This window comes from Streptomyces sp. CNX435 (genome assembly GCF_059570575.1).
The window spans coordinates 1-19,690 of record NZ_JCANTA010000010.1 but is presented as its reverse complement, the minus strand read 5'-3'; the positions used below and the strand labels follow the sequence as shown (position 1 = coordinate 19,690).

General features: G+C 72.0%; 18 protein-coding genes, 2 pseudogenes and 1 riboswitch. Of the genes and pseudogenes, 10 read left to right on the top strand and 10 right to left on the bottom strand.

Going from position 1 to position 19,690, the window contains the following annotated elements; genetic code table 11:
• Positions 1-17: 17 nt before the first annotated feature.
• Positions 18-518 (top strand): GNAT family N-acetyltransferase, encoded by a 501-nt coding sequence (locus tag T328_RS18005; protein ID WP_496497095.1) that lies wholly within the window; start codon positions 18-20, stop codon positions 516-518.
• A gap of 36 nt (positions 519-554) precedes the next feature.
• Here the strand turns inward: T328_RS18005 and T328_RS18000 are convergent, their stop codons facing one another.
• Both T328_RS18000 and T328_RS17995 read right to left on the bottom strand, forming a co-directional pair.
• Positions 555-842, bottom strand: a complete 288-nt coding sequence (locus tag T328_RS18000) for a DUF397 domain-containing protein (protein ID WP_496497094.1) — start codon at positions 840-842, stop codon at positions 555-557.
• The gene (locus tag T328_RS17995) at positions 824-1,663 is read right to left on the bottom strand and encodes a helix-turn-helix domain-containing protein (RefSeq protein ID WP_496497283.1); all 840 of its coding nucleotides are present in this window, start codon (positions 1,661-1,663) and stop codon (positions 824-826) included. The genes T328_RS18000 and T328_RS17995 overlap by 19 nt, the downstream gene beginning before the upstream one ends.
• 181 nt (positions 1,664-1,844) lie before the next feature.
• Here T328_RS17995 and T328_RS17990 point away from each other — a divergent pair, with 181 nt between their 5' ends.
• Positions 1,845-4,001 carry a SpoIIE family protein phosphatase gene (locus T328_RS17990; RefSeq protein WP_496497093.1) on the top strand — a complete coding sequence of 719 codons (2,157 nt, stop codon included), beginning with the start codon at positions 1,845-1,847 and terminating at the stop codon, positions 3,999-4,001.
• 236 nt (positions 4,002-4,237) lie between these two features.
• On the opposite strand, the gene T328_RS17985 is transcribed toward T328_RS17990, so the two are convergent.
• On the bottom strand, positions 4,238-4,888 hold the full coding sequence (locus T328_RS17985; RefSeq protein ID WP_496497092.1) for a sulfotransferase family protein: 651 nt from the start codon (positions 4,886-4,888) through the stop codon (positions 4,238-4,240).
• Between the two features lie 74 nt (positions 4,889-4,962).
• Complete coding sequence (locus tag T328_RS17980) at positions 4,963-5,556, bottom strand: 3-oxoacyl-[acyl-carrier-protein] synthase III C-terminal domain-containing protein (protein ID WP_496497091.1); 594 nt, start codon at positions 5,554-5,556, stop codon at positions 4,963-4,965.
• A 249-nt stretch (positions 5,557-5,805) separates the two neighbouring features.
• On the opposite strand from T328_RS17980, the gene T328_RS17975 reads away from it, so the two are divergent.
• The 7 genes from T328_RS17975 to T328_RS17945 all read left to right on the top strand — a co-directional run bounded on the left by T328_RS17975 (position 5,806) and on the right by T328_RS17945 (position 13,623).
• Positions 5,806-7,632, top strand: a complete 1,827-nt coding sequence (locus T328_RS17975; protein WP_496497090.1) for an ATP-binding protein — start codon at positions 5,806-5,808, stop codon at positions 7,630-7,632.
• Complete coding sequence (locus tag T328_RS17970) at positions 7,629-8,066, top strand: roadblock/LC7 domain-containing protein (RefSeq protein WP_496497089.1); 438 nt, start codon at positions 7,629-7,631, stop codon at positions 8,064-8,066. The genes T328_RS17975 and T328_RS17970 overlap by 4 nt, the downstream gene beginning before the upstream one ends.
• Positions 8,063-8,431 carry a DUF742 domain-containing protein gene (locus tag T328_RS17965; protein ID WP_496497088.1) on the top strand — a complete coding sequence of 123 codons (369 nt, stop codon included), beginning with the start codon at positions 8,063-8,065 and terminating at the stop codon, positions 8,429-8,431. Before T328_RS17970 ends, T328_RS17965 begins: the two co-directional genes overlap by 4 nt.
• Positions 8,412-9,047: a GTP-binding protein gene (locus tag T328_RS17960; RefSeq protein ID WP_496497087.1), complete on the top strand. Its 636-nt coding sequence runs from the start codon at positions 8,412-8,414 to the stop codon at positions 9,045-9,047. The genes T328_RS17965 and T328_RS17960 overlap by 20 nt, the downstream gene beginning before the upstream one ends.
• A 449-nt stretch (positions 9,048-9,496) precedes the next feature.
• Positions 9,497-10,693, top strand: coding sequence for a cytochrome P450 family protein (locus T328_RS17955; protein WP_496497282.1), 1,197 nt, complete (start codon positions 9,497-9,499; stop codon positions 10,691-10,693).
• On the top strand, positions 10,690-11,973 hold the full coding sequence (locus T328_RS17950; protein WP_496497086.1) for a cytochrome P450 family protein: 1,284 nt from the start codon (positions 10,690-10,692) through the stop codon (positions 11,971-11,973). The genes T328_RS17955 and T328_RS17950 overlap by 4 nt, the downstream gene beginning before the upstream one ends.
• A gap of 344 nt (positions 11,974-12,317) precedes the next feature.
• Positions 12,318-12,460, top strand: a riboswitch (cyclic di-AMP (ydaO/yuaA leader).
• Positions 12,461-12,471: 11 nt separating this feature from the next.
• A complete protein-coding gene (locus T328_RS17945; RefSeq protein WP_496497085.1) occupies positions 12,472-13,623 on the top strand; it encodes a M23 family metallopeptidase in 1,152 nt (383 codons plus the stop codon).
• A 231-nt stretch (positions 13,624-13,854) separates the two neighbouring features.
• On the opposite strand, the gene T328_RS17940 is transcribed toward T328_RS17945, so the two are convergent.
• From T328_RS17940 to T328_RS17920, 5 genes and pseudogenes are all read right to left on the bottom strand, one after another.
• Positions 13,855-14,220: a VOC family protein gene (locus T328_RS17940; protein WP_496497084.1), complete on the bottom strand. Its 366-nt coding sequence runs from the start codon at positions 14,218-14,220 to the stop codon at positions 13,855-13,857.
• 57 nt (positions 14,221-14,277) lie between these two features.
• Positions 14,278-15,048 carry a putative endonuclease domain-containing protein gene (locus tag T328_RS17935; RefSeq protein WP_496497083.1) on the bottom strand — a complete coding sequence of 257 codons (771 nt, stop codon included), beginning with the start codon at positions 15,046-15,048 and terminating at the stop codon, positions 14,278-14,280.
• A gap of 352 nt (positions 15,049-15,400) precedes the next feature.
• Positions 15,401-15,607 (bottom strand): annotated as a pseudogene (locus T328_RS17930) (transcriptional regulator); the annotation flags it as partial.
• Between the two features lie 706 nt (positions 15,608-16,313).
• Positions 16,314-17,531 carry an MFS transporter gene (locus tag T328_RS17925; protein ID WP_496497082.1) on the bottom strand — a complete coding sequence of 406 codons (1,218 nt, stop codon included), beginning with the start codon at positions 17,529-17,531 and terminating at the stop codon, positions 16,314-16,316.
• Positions 17,532-17,616: 85 nt separating this feature from the next.
• Positions 17,617-18,213 carry a TetR/AcrR family transcriptional regulator gene (locus tag T328_RS17920; protein WP_496497081.1) on the bottom strand — a complete coding sequence of 199 codons (597 nt, stop codon included), beginning with the start codon at positions 18,211-18,213 and terminating at the stop codon, positions 17,617-17,619.
• Positions 18,214-18,419: 206 nt separating this feature from the next.
• Here T328_RS17920 and T328_RS17915 point away from each other — a divergent pair, with 206 nt between their 5' ends.
• On the top strand, positions 18,420-19,553 hold the full coding sequence (locus T328_RS17915; RefSeq protein ID WP_496497080.1) for an IS630 family transposase: 1,134 nt from the start codon (positions 18,420-18,422) through the stop codon (positions 19,551-19,553).
• 7 nt (positions 19,554-19,560) lie between these two features.
• On the opposite strand, the pseudogene T328_RS17910 reads toward T328_RS17915, so the two are convergent.
• Positions 19,561-19,690: pseudogene (locus T328_RS17910) on the bottom strand (IS630 family transposase); the annotation flags it as partial.

Genomic DNA, 19,690 nt, shown 5'->3' with positions numbered 1-19,690 from the left:
CGGTTAGGCTGGGCAGGGTGATCGAGACCGAACGGCTCCTGCTGCGCCCGCTGCGGGTCGCGGACGTCGACGCGTTCGTCGCGCTCCATGCCGACGCGCGGGTGAACCGGTTCGTCGGCGCGTACTCGCCCGAGCAGGCGCGGGAACGGCTGGCCGCGATCGAACGGCAGTGGGCGGAACGCGGCCACGGGCTGTGTGCCGTCGAGTTGAAGACCACGGGCGAGTTCATCGGCCGCGTCGGGCTGAACTACTGGGCCGACCTGGACGAGGTGGAACTCGGCTGGACCCTGAAGGCCGGGGCCTGGGGCCACGGCTACGCGACCGAAGCGGCCCGCGCCTGTCTGGACTGGGGCTTCCGGGTCCTGGACGAGGCGTACTTCATCTCCCTGATCCGCCACGGGAACACCGCCTCGGTGCGGGTGGCGGAACGGCTGGGGTTCGCGCCGCTGCGCGAGGACACGTTCGCGGGGAACCCGGTCACGGTGTACGCCCGACGCCGCCCTCACCCGTTGCCGTAGCAGCCGGGGCGGGCGGGCGTCGGAGCCGTGGCCGGGTCAGGCGGAGAGTCCGCCGGTCTTGACGGCGGTGACGAAGGCGGCCCAGGCGGCGGCCTCGAAGACGAGGACGGGGCCGTGGGGGTCCTTGCTGTCACGGACGGGGATGACGGCGGGGTGGTCGTCGGAGACCTCGATGCATTCGCCGCCGTTGGCGTTGCTGTAACTGGACTTGCGCCAGGAGGCGGAGCGCAGGAAGTCGTCGGAGACCTCGATGCACTGGCCGCCGTTGGCGTTGCTGTAGCTGGACTTGCGCCAGCTTGCGGTACTCAGGTCGATGCGTCGCACGGTACGTCCTCCAACGTTTGCACGATGAGCTTGTGCGATTCGGCCGGGGTGAGCGCCATGTCGCGGGCGGCATCGTATAGGCCCTGAAGATGCGCGATCGAGTGGGAATCCTGGACGAGTTCGCCGCGGAGGGCGTTCTCCATGTAGGCCACGGTACGCCCTTCCGGCAGGCTCAGGAACATCACCGAACTGACCAGTGCATGCAGGCCAGCGCTGGGCAGCAGCACCTGGAGCGTCACCTTCGGCCGCTCGGCCATCTCTACCAGATGCTCCAACTGGGCTCGCCACGCCTGCCGATCGCGCGTCCGGGTGCGCAGCACCGTTTCCGAGATGATGCTGCGGAAGCGGGGCGCACACGGGCCTTCGAGCAGTGCGCGACGGCTCATGCGGGCTTCCACCTGCTGGTCCAGCTCCTTGCCCTCGATGCCGTCCGCCGCCAGCAACTCACGTGCGTAGCCCTCGGTCTGGAGCAGGCCGGGGATGATGCCCGCCCCGTAATGCCACAGACTCCTCGCTTCCTTCTCCAACTGCATGTACCGCCGGTACTGCTCCCGGAACTGCGTCGGATCCCCCGCCGCCACCTCCCACAGCGCCAGCACCAGCGGCGTCGTTCCGTAGTGCGTGTCGAGCGCCTCGGCGACCTCCGGGCTGCCGATCGTGCTCCCCGTCTCCAGCTTGTGGAACAACGACGGATCCCAGCCCAGCGCGTCGCCGAGCTGCCGCAGGCTCTCACCTTTCTGTGTGCGCAGTAACCGCAGTTCCTCCGCGTAGCGCTGTCGTGCTTGCTGGCTGCGTCCGGAGATGGGTCGTCTTGGTGGCATGTGGCGATCTCCCGTGGGGCTCATGGGGCTGTGCAAGGTGCGACTTGCTGCGGGGGCTGATGTGTAGCCAACCCGACACGGAGAGTAGCGCCCATCCAGGGGTGTCCACCAGGGTGTCCAACAGATCAAAACGGAATCCGCCGCGGCCGCCACCCACCCCATTCGGGCGTATTATCCCTATATGGGCCACCGCTCGCGCGCCGCCGGCGACCCGCGGCAGCACGCCGACTCCCACGACTCGGGCGATCTCGGATGGCTGGAGGCCGCCTTCGGGCGGCTCATGCGCTCCACCGGTGCCTCCCTGGGGGTCGTCTACCTGCTGCCGAAGGAGGAGCGGGTGCTGCGGCTCGCGCTGGTCTCCGGGGCGTCGTGGACGCTCGTCGCGCCGTGGGCGCGCATCCCCCTCGACGCCTCGATCCCGGTCGCGGACGCCGTACGCGAGCGGCAGCCGGTGTGGCTCGTCGGCCGGGAGGAGATGGCCCGGCGCTACCCGCGCGTCGGGTACGTCCTGCCGTACGATTTCGCGCTCGCCGCCCGCCCCATCGCCTCCGACAACACGGTGTGGGGGGGATTCGTCCTGCTGTGGCCGATCTGGCGCCCGGCGCGGCTGAGCCCCGCCGAGCACGCCGCGCTCAGCACGTTCGGCCGCCGCTGCGCCCTGTGGCTGCGGCGGGCCGCCGAGCGCGGTGAGCCGGTGCGGGCGGCGGACAAGCCGCGGGTGCTGAGCCCCGTACCCCCGCGGACCCCGCACCGCGCGGAGGCGCTGGCGGCGCTGGAGTTCGTGGCGCGGCTGCCGGTGGGCTGCTGTGCGCTGGATCTGGAGGGGCGGATCACGTTCTGCAACGAGGCAGGGGCCGAGCTGCTCGGCGTCGACGCCGAGCAGCTGCTCGGCGCCCGGCCGTGGGAGACGGCCGAGTGGCTGCGCGACCCGGTGTGCGAGGAGCGCTACCGGGCGGCGGTGTTCTCGCGGCGGCCCACGTCCTTCACCGCCGTACGGCCGCCGAACCGGCGGCTGCACTTCGCGCTGTACCCCGATGTCAGCGGGATCAGCGTGCACATCACCCCCGTCCCCACCGGTCCGACCACCGAGGCCGTTCCCGGCCGGCCGACGACGCCCGACGCCGACTCCGTCGGCGCGACCGCGCTTTTCCACCTGATGGACGTGGCGGCGGCGCTGACCGAGACGGCCGGCCTCCGGGAGGTCGTCCGGCTGGTGACCGACCTCGTCGTGCCCGCGTTCGGCCCGCAGGCGATGCTGCTGATGGCCGCGGAGGAGGGCCGGCTGCGGACCGTCGGCCACCGCGGCCACACCGCCGCGTACCGCGACGGCGCCGAGAACCTGGACCTGGCCGCCGACGACCCCGCCGCGCGCGTCCTGGCCGCCGGTCAGCCCAGCTTCTTCGGTACCGTCGCCGAGCTGCGCCACGCCTACCCCGCCATGCCCTGCCATGACGATATGGCCGCCTTCGCCTTTCTGCCGCTGATCGCCTCCGGCCGGACGGTCGGCACCCTCGTCCTGTTGTACCGGCGCCCGCACCCCTTCCCGCCCACCGAGCGCGCCCTGCTGACCTCGCTGGCCGGGCTCATCGCGCAGGCGCTCGACCGGGCGCGGCTGTACGACACGAAGCTGGAGCTGGCCCGCAGCCTGCAGGCCGGGCTGCTGCCGCGCAGCCTGCCGTCCGTCGACGGCCTGGAGGTCGCCGCCCGCTACCTGCCCGCCGGCCGCGGCATGGACATCGGCGGCGACTTCTACGACCTCATCCGCTACGACGGGACCACCGCGGCTGCGGCGATCGGCGACGTACAGGGGCACAACGTCAGCGCCGCCGCGCTCATGGGCCAGGTCCGTACCGCCGTCCACGCGCACGCCGCCGTCGGCACCCCGCCCGGCGACGTGCTCACCCGCACCAACCGGCTGCTCACCGACCTCGACCCCGGCCTCTTCACCAGCTGCCTCTACGCCCACCTCGACCTGCGACGGCACCGCGCCCTCCTCGCCACCGCCGGCCACCCGCCGCCGCTGCTGCGCCACCCCGACGGGCGCACGGAAGCGCTCCCGCTGCCCCCGGGCCTGCTGCTGGGCATCGACCCCGCCGCCGCGTACCGCACCACCGAAGTGCCGCTGCGGCCCGGCGCCATGCTGGCGCTGTACACCGACGGGCTCGTCGAGACGCCGGGCGAGGACGTCGGCGGCGCGACGGCGCGGCTCGCGGAGAAGCTGGCGGAGGCGGGGGACGGGCCGCTGGACGACCTGGCGGACGTGCTGGTGGGGCGGGCGGAGCGGCTGAGCACGCGGCACGACGACATCGCGCTGATGGTGATCCGGGCGTTGCGCTAGCGCGGATACGCGGCCGCGGGGGCCCCGGGCCCCCGGCCGCCGTGTTGAGGAGCGCAGGTGCCGCTGAGTGCCGTGGGTGCCGAGGCACCTGGCCAGGTGCGCGTCGACGGTGGGCCGGGTGGCGGAGAGGGCCGGAGGCGGTCCCTCCGGCCCTCTCGTACGGGCCGTGCGCGCGGGCCGGTGTCGATGACCGGAGGAGTATCACCGCACCGCGCCCCGGCGCCCTCGCGCCCTGCTTACCCGGCGTTGCCGCCCGCCGCGCTCCGTTCCCTCACCTCGTCCATGAACCGGCTCCGCTCGTTACGCCGCGGGAACGGCTCGTCCGGCACCGGGACGCCGAGGAACTCGCACAGCGGCTCCCAGCCCTGGCTCACCTGGAAGACCAGCAGCCGGTCCGGGTCGATCCCCTGCCGCACCGCCGCGTCGTGCTCGGCGACGACCTTCATCGCGTGCTCCTTGTCGGTGAACCGGCCGTCGAAGAGGCCGTCCCAGATGACCTCCACCGCCATGTCGCGCAACCCCAGGTACACCTCGTCGGCGTCCGCCGGGGTCGGTGCCAGCCCGGCGGCGTAGATGCTGCCCGCCGCGCTCTCGTACCAGCTCTCCGGATCGCGCACCGTCAGCACGACCTTCGCCTCGGGGAACGCCCCGGCGATCTCCCGCCAGAACCGGGCGCCCGGCCAGTCCACCGTCGAGCGGTACTTCGCGTACACCTGTGTCCAGTCCATGCGCTCACCGCGGGCCGCCGCCCGCCACATCGGGATCTGCTCGGGGTCCTCGAAGAGGCCCAGCATGTGGTGGCACGGGCCGAAGCCGAGCCGTTCCAGCGCCGTCTTGAGCGACAGCGTTCCGGTGCGGCCGACTCCCGCGCCGATGACTTCCAGCATTAGCTTCTCCTTCTCCTTCTGTCTGCTCTCAGCGTTCGTCTACGTGCGCTACGCGCTACGTGCTCCGCGCGCCCTTACCGCGCACCGCGCAGCAGCAGCGCCCGGACCGTCGCCCCCGGCCCGCACGCCAGCACCACCCCGTGCTGCCCCGCCGCCAGCGGCCGTGCCGCCTGCAGCCGCCGCAGCTCACCCAGCACCGCCGGGGCCGCGGTGTTGCCGTACTCCCTCATCACTTCCCGCGCAGCGGCCATCGACTGCCCCGGCAGCCCCAGGGCTTCGTCCACGCGGTCGAGAATGCGCCGCCCGCCCGGGTGTACGGCCCACCACGCCACGTCGGCCCAGGGCACCCCGTGCCGGGCGAGCAGGGTCCGCGCGGGGATCTCGACGGACGAGGCGACGACGTCCGGCATGGACGGCTTGAGCCGGATGCGCAGCCCGCTGTCGCCCAGGTGGACCTGGAGGTCGTCCGCGTGCGCCGGCGCGGTGAGCTGCTCGGCGTCGACGACGTCGACCCCGGGGACGCCGGGAGCACCGGGGACTCCCGGCTCGTCCGGCAGCAGCACCACCGCCGCCGCGCCGTTGCCGAACAGCGTCAGCACAACGGCCTGTTCCATGTCGTACGGCGGCGGCTGCACGTGCGGCGTGAAGAGGTCGACGGCGAGCAGCACAGCGGGGCGCCGCTTGACCGCGACCCAGTGCGCGCACGGCCGCGGAACTCTCGGGAAGACCTCCCGATGCCGCCCTGACCAGGGCGGTCATCTCTTGTCACAGGTGTGCTGCAAACGGTCTTCTGGGTGTGCTGGTGTGGTGAGGAAACTCCCTATAGTGTCGGCGGCTTGAGCACCCGTGTGCAGATTGCTCAACCCGGCGCACACACCCCACCTGGGAGCAGGCCACCTGCCCGGAGGAGCCCGTCGATGACCGCGCACCAGGACGCAGCCCTGCCCCGGGCCTCGCGTTCCCGACTGCCCGCCCCCCTGTCGGCCCTCTTCGTCACCGCACCCGCGACCGCGGTCGCGGTGCTCGCGGCGGCGGTGGCGGGACCCGACGACCACACCCGGCAGATCGTCTACGGCGGTGGCGCCGCCGCCGTCCTGCTGTGCATAGCCGTCGCCGCCGCGGCCGGCTACCGCGCGAAGGCCGCCCGCGCCGACGAGCGCGCCGCCGCGGCGGCCGGTGCCGCCGCCGTCTTCGCCGACCGCGTCATACCCGAGGTGTTGACCAAGATCGCCGCCGGCGCCCCCGTGGACGAAGCGCTCGCCGCCGCCCCGCAGTTGGACAACCAGGCGTACCGGCGCGCCCTGCAGCAGGTCGCCGAAGAGGCGCGGCGCAGCGAGAACCGCCGCGCCGCCGCCATGGCCTCCTGCGCCAACGCCGCCGGCCGGATGCAGGCGATCACCACGAGCATGCTCGCCGACCTGCGCGAGATGGAGCACCGGCACGGCGACGCCGACGTCCTCGGCGACCTCCTCCACCTCGACCACCGCACCGCGCAGGCCGGCCGCGTCGCCGACAGCATCGCGGTGCTGAGCGGCGCGCGTTCGGGGCGCCGCTGGGCAAAGCCGATCGCGATGGAGTCCATCCTGCGCGGCGCCATGGGCCGGATCGCCGGCTACCAGCGGGTGCGGCTGCGGGCCGTCTCCGAGGTCGCGGTCGCCGGCCACGCCGCCGAGGGTGTCATGCACGCGCTCGCCGAACTCCTCGACAACGCCTGCAACTTCTCGCCGCCCACCACCGAAGTGCACGTCTACGTCGCGGAGGTGCCGGCCGGCGCCGTCGTCACCATCGAGGACAGCGGGCTGATGATGAGCGAGGCCGCGCAGCGGCGTGCCGAGCGCGCCGTCTCGGGCACCGCCACCGACCTGTCCACGCTCACCGGCACCCGGCTCGGCCTGCCCGTCGTCGGGCACCTGGCGCAGAAGCACGGGCTGACCGTCTCGTTCCGGCCCTCCGCCATCGGCGGCACGGGCGTGGTGCTGATGATCCCGCAGGAGCTGATCTCGCGCGCCCGGCCGAGTGAGCCGGTGCGGCGGCCGGCGCTGCCCATGCCCACCGAGGACACCGGCAGCACGCGGCTCCCGCTCCCGCGGCAGCGCGACGTGGCGGACGGCGAGGACGCGGACGAGCGGGCCGGCGACGGCGGTCACGACCCCTTCGCGCTGGCCGCGCTGCCGCGCCGGCGGCGCGGGCGCACCCTGGCGGGGGCGCACCCGGGCGGGGTGCCGGAGGGCGGCGCGGGCGAGGGAGCTTCCGGCGGGGGCGCCTCCGGAGAGGCTTTCGGCACGAGTACGAGTACGAGTACGAGTACGAGTACGGGCGCTGGCACCGGCAGCGGCACCGGCACCGGCGACGCCGGTGCGGCCGGCGGTGACACCGGGTCGCACCGGCGGCTCGAACCCGCCGGCTCCGCCGCCCGGTTCGGCGCCTTCCGGCGCGCGGTGACCGGCCAGGAGCGCGGCGGCGACGGCGCGGGCGGCCCGGGCGCCGCGGGTGCCGCGGGTGCCGCGGGTGCCCCCGTCAACGGCCGCCAGCGCGGCGCCGATCCGTCAGGCGACGTACCGGACGCCGGTGACGTACCGGATGCAGAGCACGTACGCGCCGCCGCTGACACCGACGGCGTACGCGACGAGCCCGGCGCACACACCGCGGCACCCGAGGAATCAGCAGCGCCCGACGACGGCCCCGACTCCTCCGCCGCACCCCCCGCACGCAACGCCGCTTCACCTTCGGAGGACGACAGATGACCCAGTCCCACGCCGAGGCCACCGGGCTGACCTGGCTGCTGGAGGGGTTGCTGGAGCGCACGCCCGGCGCCAGGCACGCCCTCGTCCTCTCCCGCGACGGGCTCAAGCTCTGCCACACGCCCGAGCTTTCGGAGGACCGGGCGGACCAGCTCGCCGCCATCTCGGCCGGCATCCAGAGCCTGTCGCACGGTGCCTCCGTCGAGTTCGGCGACGGCAGCGGCGGCGTACGGCAGTCGATGACCGAGTTCTACGGCGGCATCCTCTTCATCGCCGAGGCCGGCTCCGGCAGCCACGTCGCCGTGATCGCCGCGGAGACCGCCGACCCCGGGCTCGTCGGGCACAACATGCTGGAGCTGGTCGAGCAGCTCGGCGAGCACCTCAGCGCGCCGGCCCGCGGGCCGGCGCCCGCGGCCGACGGGGTTGCGGCGGAATGAGCCGCGCCGGCCGGGACGACGATCCGGACCGGCTGTACACCCTGACAGGGGGGCGCAGCCGGCCCGCCAGCGACGAGTTCGACCTCGTCACGCTGGTGGTCGCGGCGTGCGAGCCGGTGCCGGGCATGCAGTCCGAGCACGCGGCCATTCTGCGTATCTGCCGGACCCCGACCGCCGTGGTGGAGCTGTCCGCCGACCTCGGCCTGCCCGTCGGCATCACCAAGATCCTGCTGTCCGACCTGCTCGCCGCCGACCGGATCACCGCGCGCCATCCGCGGGTCGCGCCCGCGCGCACGCCCGGGGGCGTACGGTTCGCCGATCCCGAGACTCTGGAGAAGGTGCTCGTTGGACTCCGCGACCTCTGACACGCGCGCGACGACGCCCGAGCGTGCCCCGCTGGCCCGTACGACGGACAACGGGCTGAAGATCGTCATCGTCGGCGGCTTCGGCGTCGGCAAGACCACCATGGTCCGCTCCGTCAGCGACATCCGGCCGCTGAACACCGAGGAGACGATGACCCTGGCCGGCCGCGGCATCGACGACCGCAGCGCCGTGCCCGGCAAGACGGCCACGACCGTCGCCTTCGACTTCGGGCGCATCAGCCTCGACGAGCGCACCGTGCTGTACCTGTTCGGGGCGCCGGGCCAGGAGCGGTTCTGGTTTCTGTGGGACCGGCTGTTCTCCGGGTCGCTCGGCGCCATCGTCCTCGTCGACCACCGCAGGCTCGCCGACTCCTGGTACGCCATCGACCGGCTGGAGCACCACGGCACGCCGTTCATCGTCGCCCGCAACGACTTCGGCGGCCCGCCCTACACCCGCGCCGAGGTGCGCGACGCGCTCGACCTCGACCCGCACGTCCCGCTGGTCGACTGCGACGCGCGTTCCCGCGAGTCCAGCAAGGGCGTGCTGATCGCCCTGGTCGAGCACCTGCAGCGCCTCGCCGCCGCCACCGCCCCCACCGCACCGGAGACCGCGACATGACCCCGACTCCCGACGACCAGGCCGCACGTGAGGGGAGCGGCGCGACGGAGGCGCCGGGCGCGCGCGCCGCGCGCGGTGCGCCGGCCGAGCCCGAACCGGGTGCCGCGCCGACCGAGCCGGCCGGCGGGCCGGGCGTACCGGATGCCGCACTGGCTGAGCGCGGTGCCGCACCGGCCGAGTCGGCTCGTCCGTCCGAGTCCGCCGGCGCTCCCGAGGCCGTAGAGGACCCGAAGCCCGGGTACGCTCCCGAGGCCGCGCACGCTCCCGAGCCCGCGCAGACTCCCGGGGCCGCCCGCGCTCCCGGGCCCGCCCACGCCCCCGGGCCCGCCGACGACCCGGCGCCCGTCGACGCTTCCGCCGCCCCCCCGCGGGCCTGCCCGGCGCATGCCGGTGCCGTACCCCTCGGCGGCCCCCGCTTCCACACCGACCCGCGCGACCTCTACCGCGAGATGCGCCGCGACCACGGCCCCGTCGTCCCCGTCGAGCTGCCCGGCGACATCCCCGCCTGGCTCGTCATCGGCTACCAGGAGCTGCACCAGGTCACCTCCGACCCCGACCTGTTCCCGCGGGACCGCGGGCTGTGGAACCAGTGGGAGAAGATCCCGCCCGACTGGCCGCTGCTGCCGATGGTCGGCCAGGTCATGCCGTCCATCCACTTCACCGCGTCCGCCGCCGACCACCGCCGGCACGCCGTCATGGTCGGCGCCGCGCTGGAGAGCGTCGACCCCTTCGACCTGCGCCGGCACTGCGAGCAGCTCGCCGACCGGCTCATCGACTCGTTCTGCTCCCGCGGCAGCGCCGAACTCGTCGGCGACTACGCCGTGCCGCTGCCCGTGCTCGTACTCGCCCGGCTCATCGGCTTCCCCGACGCCGAGGGGCGGCAGCTGGCGCAGGTGCTCAACGAGCTGGCGGACGGCGGGCCCGGGGCGCTCAAGGCGTACGAGACGTTCATCGGGCACATGACCCGGCTGGTCGCCGACAAGCGGCTCGTGCCCGGCCAGGACGTCGCCTCGCGGATGCTGGCCGACCCCATGCACTTCACCGACGAAGAGGTCATGCTCGACCTCAAGGACACCACCGCCGCCGGTTTCCTGCCCACCGCCGACTGGATCGGCAACTCCATCCGGCTCATGCTCACCGACGACCGCTTCGCCGCCGCCCTCGGCGGCGGGCGGCACAGCGTCGGGCAGGCGATGAACGAGGTGCTGTGGGAGGACACCCCGACGCAGATCCTCGTCGGCCGCTGGGCCGCCCGCGACACCCAGCTCGGCGGGTGCCCCGTCGGCGCCGGCGACCTGCTGCTCCTCGGCCTCGCCGCCGCCAACGGCGACCCGCAGATCCGGCAGGCCCTCGCGGGGGACGGCGGGTACGCGAGCGGGTACGGCGGCGGGGGCGCACCGGCGCCGGCGGGCAACAGCGCCCACTTCGCCTTCAGCTACGGCGACTTCCGCTGCCCCTTCCCGGCCCAGGAGATCGCTGAGATCATCGCCCGTACGGGCATCGAGGTGCTCCTCGACCGGCTGCCCGACCTGGACCTGTCCGTGCCGGCCCGGACGCTGGTGCGGCGGCCGTCCGCGTTCCTGCGCGGGATGACCGCGCTGCCGGTCACCTTCACCCCCGTACGCGCCGCAGGAGGTCACCCGTGAACTGCCCGCACGCCGCCGGCGCCGCCGGCTCCGGCGCCGCCCCGGCCGGCCCCGGCGGGGGCCTCCCCGAGCCGCTGGCCATCGACCCCCTCGTACGCGACCTCGCGGGCGAGACCGCGCAACTGTGCGCCGCCGCCCCGCTCACCCGGATCGAGCTGCTGGGCGCGCCCGCGTGGACCGTCACGCGGCACGCGGAGGCGCGGCAACTGCTCACCGACGCCCGGCTGGTCAAGGACATCGGCGCCTGGCGGCTGTGGCAGACGGGCGAGGTCACGTCGGAGTGGCCGCTGATCGGGATGGTCAACCCGGGCCGGTCGATGTTCACGGTCGACGGCGCCGAGCACCGGCGGCTGCGCGCCAAGACGGCGCAGGCCATCACGCCGCGGCGGCTCGACGCGCTGCGGCCGGTGGTCGAGCGGGTGACGGCCGAGCTGCTGGACGCGCTGGAGGCCGCGGCGGCCGGGGGCGACGGGGTGGTCGACCTCAAGGAGGTCTTCGCGCAGCCGCTGCCGATGCGGGTGGTGTGCGCGCTGATGGGCGTCGCCGAGTCGGAGATACCGCGGCAGATGCGGCTGTGGAAGGCGTTCTTCTCCATGCTCACCCCGCAGGACGAGCGGCTGGCGGTGATGGCGGAGCTGGACCGCGTGTTCACGGACATGGTGCGACAGAAGACCGCCGACCCCGGCGACGACCTCACGAGCGCGCTGATCCTCGCCGACGAGGGCGGCGAGCCGCTGACCGAGGAAGAGGTCGTCGGCAACCTGAAGTCGATGATCGCGGCCGGGCACGAGACCACGATCACGCTCCTGCTCACCACCGTGCGCGCGCTGCTGGCGCACCCCGGGCAGCTCGGCATGGTCCGGGCGGGCAAGGTGGCGTGGGAGACGGCGATCGAGGAGGCGCTGCGCTACGACCCGCCGGTGACCCACCTGCTGATGCGGTTCGCGACGGAGGACATCGAGATCGCCGGCACGGTGATCGAGAAGGGCGAGGGCGTCGTCATCTCGTACCGCGCGATCGGGCGGGACGCCCGGCAGCACGGGCCGGACGCGGACGTCTTCGACGTGGCGCGGCCGACGCCGATCCGGCACATGACGTTCGGGCACGGGCCGCACATCTGCCCGGGCGCGGCGCTGTCGCGGCTGGAGGCGGCGGTGGCGCTGCCGGCGCTCTTCGCGCGCTTCCCGGGGCTGCGGGCGGCGGTGCCGGTGGAGGAGATCCGGAACCTGCCGGTGCTGACGCAGAACGACCTGGAGTCCTTCCCGGTACGGCTCGCCTGACGCCGGTGGGCGCCGTGTGCGCGCGACGGGGGGTGCGGGGGCGCGCAGATCGCCCTCTCCCGTTCCCGTTCCCGCACACTCTCCGTAATGGAATAGCGCCCCTCCGCATAACAACTGATGCACGATCAGCTAACGACCGGACCTCACCCCGCGTAGCCGGTGCGTCAACTTGTCCGTTTCCACAGGTACATGCCCGTATCGTCCGCAGCAAAGCACAACTGAATAACGGGAACGACTTGGAATCGAACGCCGTCGTCCGCTAGCGTTCGGTGACGCAGCGCGGTCGTCACTGCCGCCGCAAGAGGCGGCTCCGTGCGCCGTCGCCGAATCCCGCACGCGTCACAACTGCAGCAACGGCAACACCTAGGGAACCGGGGAACCACCACCTTGGGGTGAATCGGGCCAACCTCCGCCAGGAGGCGGCCTGTAGGAGACCTTCCTGCTCCGAACCCGTCAGCTAACCCGGTAGGCGAGAAGGAAGGAAAGGAGTACGCCTTCGTGGCGTCCTACAGGTCTGGGCCTGGCTACGGCCATGGCTATGACGATTACGGCTACGACGGCTATGCGTCCGGTGGCAACGCCCCCGAGGGGTACGCGCCCACCGGCTACGCCGCCGAAGAGCCGGTCGGCTATGCCGAAGAGCCGGTCGACGAAGTCTTCCCCGAGGACGACCTTCCCTCCCGCGGCCGTCGGCGTCTCGCCAAGCAGCGCGGCGGCAGCATGGCGCGCAGCGGCGCCGTACTCGGCGTCGGCGTCTTCGCCGCCGTCGGTGCGGGCAGCATGGCCACGGCGCAGGAGAAGCCGCCGGTCGCGATATCCATGCCCGACCAGGTCGACGCCGTCACGAGCGGGATAAGCGCTCAACTCCCGGACGCCGAGAGCCTGCCGGGCGTGGGCGAGCTGGTGCCCACCGAGGAAGAGCCCGCCGCCGACGACACGGTCGTCACCACGGCACCCCTCACCCAGGTCAGCTACGCCGCCGACACCGGCTCGGACACCGCCACCCCGACCGCCGACTCCGGCGAGGCCCTGCGGGCGCGCATCCTGGAGCAGGCCGACCAGCAGCAGGCGGAGGCCGACGCCACGGCCCGCGCCGCCGCCGAGGCCGAGGCCGCCGAGCAGGCGGCCGAAGAGGCCGCCGAGGCGAAGGCGGCGGAAGAGGAGCGCCAGCGCCGCCTGGAGGAGGAGCGCCGCCGCAAGGCCGAGGAGGAGGCCCGCCGCAAGGCGGAGGCCGAGCGCCTCGCCAAGCTCGCCGCCAGCTACGTCGCCCCGCTCAGCGGTTACACGCTCACCTCGACGTTCGGCGAGTCCGGCGACATGTGGGCCGCGGGCCACACCGGGCAGGACTTCGCCGCCTCCACCGGCACCCCGGTCAAGGCCGTGCACGGCGGCACGATCACCGAGGCCGGCTGGGCCGGCTCGTACGGCTACCGCATCGTCCTCACGCTCGACGACGGCACCGAGATCTGGTACTGCCATCTGTCCTCCATCATCCAGTCCTCCGGCGAGGTCACGACCGCCGACGTCATCGGGCGCGTAGGCGCCACCGGCAACGTCACCGGCCCGCACCTGCACCTGGAGGTACGACCCGGCGGCGGGGACGCGATAGACCCGCTGGCCTGGCTGCGCAACAACGGCGCCGCGGTCTGACCGGCGCGGCGGGGAAGGCACCCCGGCCGGCCCCAGAGGCCGGAGCACCCCGCCCGCCCGAAGACCGCAAGCCCCCATAAACCATCTCCCATGTCTCCGGCGTGCCCGTACGCACCTTCCCCCGTGGCGTCCGGGCGCGCGCCGAGACCGCCGGCGGCCCTGGTGGCCGACCCCCCGAACACCAGGGCCGTCGGCACTTCCGCCCCGTCCGCCGCAAGCGGGCGGGGCGGACTACTCCCCGGGCCCGCAGAGGCAGAACGGATGCCCCGCCGGATCGGCGAACACCGGACAACTGCCGCCCTCCTCGGAGAGCCGCGTGGCCCCCAGCCGCAGCGCCAGCTCGCCGGCGGCGGCGGAGTCGTCGACGCCGAAGCAGATGTGCATCTGCTGGGGATACTCGCGGTCGAGGTCGGGCCAGAGCGGCGGGCGGTAGCCCGCCACCTCCTCGAACGCCAGCCGTGGAAAGCTGTCTTCGTCCTTGGCGATCACCATCCATTCCTCACGGATGACCCGCATGCCGAGCAACCGCGTGTAGAAGTCGGCGAGCTCGCGGGCGTCGGCACAGTCGAGCACGATGTTTCTGACGTAGGCGTCCATGCGGTCACCCTGCCACGAGGGACCGACAGCTCGGGGTGGACCGGTAGCCGTGTCCGCTCAAGCAGCTTTGACCGCCGCAGCCAGGGCAGCCGCGCCCGTACCGCGCCCGGCGCCGATTTCACCCAGGACGGCGCGGATGGTGTGCAGCATCCGCTGGGGCCGCTCGAAGACGTCGGCCGCGGTGAACCGCAGTATGCGCCGGACGTCGGGGCAGCGCCCGAGGTCGTTGAGGCGCTCGACGTCGGCCAAGTGGGCCGCCCGGCCGCGGTGGAGGCCGTATCCCTCGATCTCGACGACGAGCCCCGCCAACGGGAAGAAGAAGTCCACCCGTATCAGCCGCCCGTTGGGCGCGGTGAACGGCACCTGGCTGAGCGGCCGCAGCCCGACGTCGTACATGCGCAGCCGTGCGATCGTCTCAGCAGGAGACCCGGAGCGCGGGTCGACCAGCGCCAGCCGCTGCCGCGCCGCGATGACACCCCGCCGCTGCCCGGTGCCGGCCAGGGCCTCGGAGACCGCGTGCAGATCGGTCACCTGCTCCCGCCACCGCCGCGGCGACCCGCCCCCGCATACCAACGGCCGCCGCGTCAACGCCGACTCCACCGCCACCATCGCCGCATCCCGCTCCGCGGTGCGCAGCAGGTCGACGAGGGTCCGGTCGGGGTTCGTCACCCGCAGCCCGGCGACGGTCGTGATCTCCTCCTCGCCCACCCCGGTCCGATGCAGCACACCGCCTTCCGGCGCCCGCCCCCGCCCCCGCACGTGGGTGAACTCCGGCCGCACGGCCAGCTGCTCGACCCCGAACAGATGGGCAGCCGCACTGTGGCTCACGACCAACTCCGCCCGCCCGGCCTGCGCCACCCTCAACCGCAGCCGCAGATCATCGGCCCGCCCGGGCTCCACCCACACCCCGGCCCGCGCCTTCCGCCACCCCTCCCCCCGCAACCTCCGCACCAAAGCCCCGGGCGACCACCCCGCCGCCACCGCCTCGGCACAAACCAACACGCCACCATTCCGCGCCGCCAACTCACCCAGCGGCCTCTGTTCCCCCGTCATGCCCCTACTCTCTCGCGGATCCCCAACCTCCGCTTCCCCCTGTGGATAACTCTCACCCCCACGAGCTACCCGCAGGTCAGAACCGCTCGGCGAACTCCCCGCCCCGGACCCCCGCGACGAAGCCCCCGATGGCGCGCGCCTGCGCCTCCAACTCCATCCTTCGCCGGCACTTGTCCGGATGCACCTCGCGCCTGGCCAGTGCATACAACCGCTGGAAGATCCCATCTGTCCCGAAGGCCTCGTCCAACGCCGCAGCCAGGTCAGGCGGCGGCACGCACTCGGCCACCTCGATCCGCGCCAAGTGGCTTCGGCTGTACTTCACCACGTCGGCCAGTCATTCGAGGCTCATGTGCGCCCGTTCTCGATAGCGGCGCATTTCGGCACCGAAGAAGTGCCGCGCCGATCGGTCGGGAGTCATCTCACGCGGTCGCTGTCCCATCGGAGGTCCTCGTCTCTCAACGGTGGTCTTGAGACACCCATCCCCTTCAGACCGTACGCACGCTGGATGATCGAGAAGAAGCGGAGAGTGACAATCGAAGAATCGTGGCCGGAGATGCACGAGACTGACCAACTCGATCACACCGTGTGGGAGCAAGTGCCTGGTGCGTAAGCGCTCGGAACTGGACTTCCTCGCCTGCCCCGAGCTAGTGCCGCATCAGCCAACGTTCGCCCTGTCGTGACCTCGCTGGGTTGCTGCGCCGGGCGGCACCGAGGTGTTGACCGGAAAACCGGGGACGCGCCGAGCCGCAGCACATCCCCGGTCGGTGTAGTCGGTAGGTGTTGCGCATCCGAATGAGTAGGGAGCGCCACGAAGTTGGACGAGTACTCGCGTGATGTCCGATCGGTTCGCCTGGCGCGATGGGGTCGCGTGGCCGACCCCTGATCGGATCGAGGAAGTCGCGAGCGGCTCCACGACGTGGTCGCTGCCCGCACTTCCTCGACCTCGACGGCTTCCACCTTCATGCCCAGGGTCGTTACGAGTGCAAGGCGGAGCACTTCGTGGCTTTCACTGACATTGCCGCAGCCGTCATCTGCTATCGCTACCTTGCCGACTGATCAATGGGTGCAAACTCATTCCCTTTGTCGGGCACGGCAGACAAGGGGGCGGGGCCGGTAGCCAGGGCGGGGCGGCGGGCGAGGTCGGGCAGGACGGTGGCCAGGCCGACCAGCGCCAAGACCGCGCCGAGCCAGAGCGGAGCGCGCAGGCCCCAGGTTTCGATCACCACGGCGCCGATGGAGGAACCGAGGATGATGCCGAGGGTGATGAAGGAGGAGTGCACGGTGTTGACCAGCGGCCCGGCGTTGCCGGTGCGCTGGACGCGGGTCACCATGGCCGGGTTCATGGTGACGCCGACCAGGCCGATGCCCATCATGCAGATGACGGCCGGGGCAGGCACATCGGCAAGGAGGGCGAAGCCGGTCAGGAACACCGCGTTGAGGACGAGGCCGACGGCGAGCACCGGGACGGTGTGCCCGTCGGCGAAGCGGCCGACGACGTTGTTGCCGATGACGGTGGCGGCGCCGTAGGCGATGAGCAGCAGGGGAACGGTGCCGGTGGAAAAGCCGGTGACGTCGGTGAGAATGGGGTTGAAGTAGCTGAAGGCGGAGAAGGTGGCACCGATGATCAGTGTGCTGCTGGACAGCACCAGCCACATCTTGGGCTTCTTGAAGACGCCGGCCTCCTGGCGGAAGCCGCCGCCGCCCTCCGCCCGCTCGATGCGGGGCACGCCGAACAGGGTGGCCACGGCCGCGATCACGGTGATCAGGGTGATGGTCCAGAACGCGGCACGCCAGCCGAAACGCTCGCCGACCAGGGTGGAGACGGGCAGCCCGAGCAGGGTGCCGAGCATGAGGCCGTTCATCGCGACGGCGATCGCGCGGCCACGGATCTCGGGGCGGGTGATCTGGGCGCACATCGAGATGCCCACGCCGAAGAACGCCTGGGAGGCGATGCCGGTGATGATCCGCGCGGCCATCATCGTGCCGTAGCCGGTCGCGGTGGCGGCCAGTACGTTGCCGGCGAGGAAGATGACGAACAGCACCATCAGCGCCGTACGCGGGGGGAACTTCATCAGGGCCACGGTCAGGAACGGGCCGCCGACGGCCATGGCCACCGCGAAGGCGGTGATGAGGTAGCCGATCTGAGGGATGGTCGCGTCCAGCCCTTCGGCCATCTGCGGCATCAGCCCGGCGACCACGAACTCACTGGTCACCATGGCGAAGATGCCGAGTGCCAGGACGTATACGGCACGAGGCACGATTCGATCTCCTTCTCGGTCAGTTATGTATTGAACGGTCCAAAACTTGGGCAGACGTGGACGCGGCCCGCGGCGGCGTACACCGTCAGCCGGTGAGTGCGTCCAAGGTGATTTCGGCGATCGACTCCAGTGCGGCCCGGTCGGCGCCACCCTGGCTGGAGATGCGCATGCCGCCGATCGCCGCGTTGACGAAGCGGGAAAGCGCCCCGGTGTCGCGGGGGGATGTGATGCTGCCGTCCCGCCGGCCCTCCTCGAGCACCGCGCGCAGCGCCGTCAGCCGACGCCGTGTGTCGCGCTCCAGCATTTCCGCCGCCCGCGGGTCCCGGGCGACCAACTCGACCGTGGTGTTCACGGTCAGACAGCCGAGGCCGCGTCCGCCCGTCCGGTGCACCGTCTCGCCGTCGACGACCATGGCGAACAGGGTGCGCAGCCGGTCAGCGGCACTGAGCCGCGTATCCTCCAGGACGGCCAGCTGGGCGGCCGTCATGGAGTCGATGTAGCGGGCCAGTACGCGCTCGAAGAGGTCGTGCTTGCTCTTGAACGTGTTGTAGATGCTGCTGCGCCCCAGCCCTGTGGCGTCACACAGGTCCTGTGTGGAGGTGGCCTCGTAGCCCTTCTCCCAGAACGTGCGCATCGCCGCATCCAGGGCACCTTCCTCGTCGAACGTCCTCGGTCGGGCCATGGCGCGACCTTAGCCGTTTTGGACCGTACGTTGCAATATTCCTTTGGAAGCCCACCCCTACCGCGACCTTGAAGCCTTACTGGCGTGGTCGATGCCGGAGGAGCACATCGGGCCATCGGCCCACGGCTGTCCGTGACGACCAAGCCGACTGCGCTTACCACCAAAGGCAACAGCGCGTACCGGAGAGGGACGGCCAGAATGATCACGTGGCTGAACGTGTGCAGGTCCGGGAGATTGATGACGACGAGGTCAGGCGGTTGCTGCGGATCATCCGCAGAGGCACCGGCTCGGTGGTGACCTGGCGGCGGGCCCAGATGGTGCTGTTATCGGCGCAGGGCATGCCCGTGGCGAAGATCGCCGAAGTTACCTTCACCAGTCCGGACCGGGTCCGGGACGTGATCCACAACTTCAACGCCGACGGCTTCGAGGCGCTCTACCCGAAGTACAAGGGCGGCCGTCCGAGGACCTTCACCCTCCCGGAACGCCGGGAGATCAAGAAGATCGCCAAGTCCAGGCCGACCGAGCACGGCCTGCCGTTCTCGACCTGGAGCCTGGCCAAGCTGGCCGACTTCCTGGTCGCCGAGGAGGTGGTCGATGACATCAGCCACGAGGGCCTTCGGGTCCTGCTCCGCGAGGAGGGCGTCTCGTTTCAACGCATAAAGACCTGGAAGACCTCCCGCGACCCGGACTACGCCGCCAAGAAGGCCCGTGTCGAGCACCTCTACGCGATCGCCGACGGCGAGGTCATACCCGAGGAGGGCGAACCCGAAGTCGTCTTCTGCATGGACGAGTTCGGCCCGCTCAACCTCCAGCCCCACCCCGGCCGGCAGTGGGCCGAGCGTAGCGGACGGCACAGGGACTCCAACCGGGAGCCGAGGCGCCGCCGACGGGCGACCTACACCCGCCCGCACGGGGTCCGACACCTGTTCGCCGCCTACGACCTCGCCAAGGACCAGCTCTACGGGCACATCAAGAAGACCAAGAACAGGTCGAAGTTCCTGGAGTTCTGCCGCTACCTGCGCTCGCTGCACCGGAGGGAAGTACGCGTTGCGATCGTCTGCGACAACTACTCTCCGCACCTGACGACGAAGCGGTGCCAGCGGGTCGCGACCTGGGCAGCGGCGAACAATGTGGAGATCGCCTACACCCCGACCAACAGCTCCTGGCTCAATCGGATCGAAGCCCAGTTCACCGCCCTGCGCTACTTCGCTCTCGACGGCACCGACCACGCCAGCCACAAGGAACAGGGAAGCATGATCCGCCGCTACATCATCTGGCGGAACACACACGCCTCCGACGAACGCCTCCGCGAGGTCGTGAACAGGGCGAACGTTGCCTGATGCGGCACTAGTGTCCTGAGTCGTTAATTCGCTGGCAGTATGCGGTGAGGGTGTCGAGGATCTGGTCGGCGGTCTTGGTCCAGACGAACGGCTTGGGGTCTTTGTTCCACTCGTTGATCCACTGCCGGATGTCGCGC

Excerpts from the sequence above, each read along its gene's own strand:
- T328_RS17965 (WP_496497088.1), top strand. The coding sequence starts at position 8,063 with ATGAGCCGCGCCGGCCGGGACGACGATCCGGACCGGCTGTACACCCTG.
- T328_RS17940 (WP_496497084.1), bottom strand. The coding sequence starts at position 14,220 with ATGGACGCCTACGTCAGAAACATCGTGCTCGACTGTGCCGACGCCCGC.
- T328_RS17985 (WP_496497092.1), bottom strand. The coding sequence starts at position 4,888 with ATGCTGGAAGTCATCGGCGCGGGAGTCGGCCGCACCGGAACGCTGTCG.
- T328_RS17955 (WP_496497282.1), top strand. The coding sequence starts at position 9,497 with ATGCGCCGCGACCACGGCCCCGTCGTCCCCGTCGAGCTGCCCGGCGAC.
- T328_RS17990 (WP_496497093.1), top strand. The coding sequence starts at position 1,845 with ATGGGCCACCGCTCGCGCGCCGCCGGCGACCCGCGGCAGCACGCCGAC.
- T328_RS17995 (WP_496497283.1), bottom strand. The coding sequence starts at position 1,663 with ATGCCACCAAGACGACCCATCTCCGGACGCAGCCAGCAAGCACGACAG.
- T328_RS17920 (WP_496497081.1), bottom strand. The coding sequence starts at position 18,213 with ATGGCCCGACCGAGGACGTTCGACGAGGAAGGTGCCCTGGATGCGGCG.
- T328_RS17975 (WP_496497090.1), top strand. The coding sequence starts at position 5,806 with ATGACCGCGCACCAGGACGCAGCCCTGCCCCGGGCCTCGCGTTCCCGA.
- T328_RS17970 (WP_496497089.1), top strand. The coding sequence starts at position 7,629 with ATGACCCAGTCCCACGCCGAGGCCACCGGGCTGACCTGGCTGCTGGAG.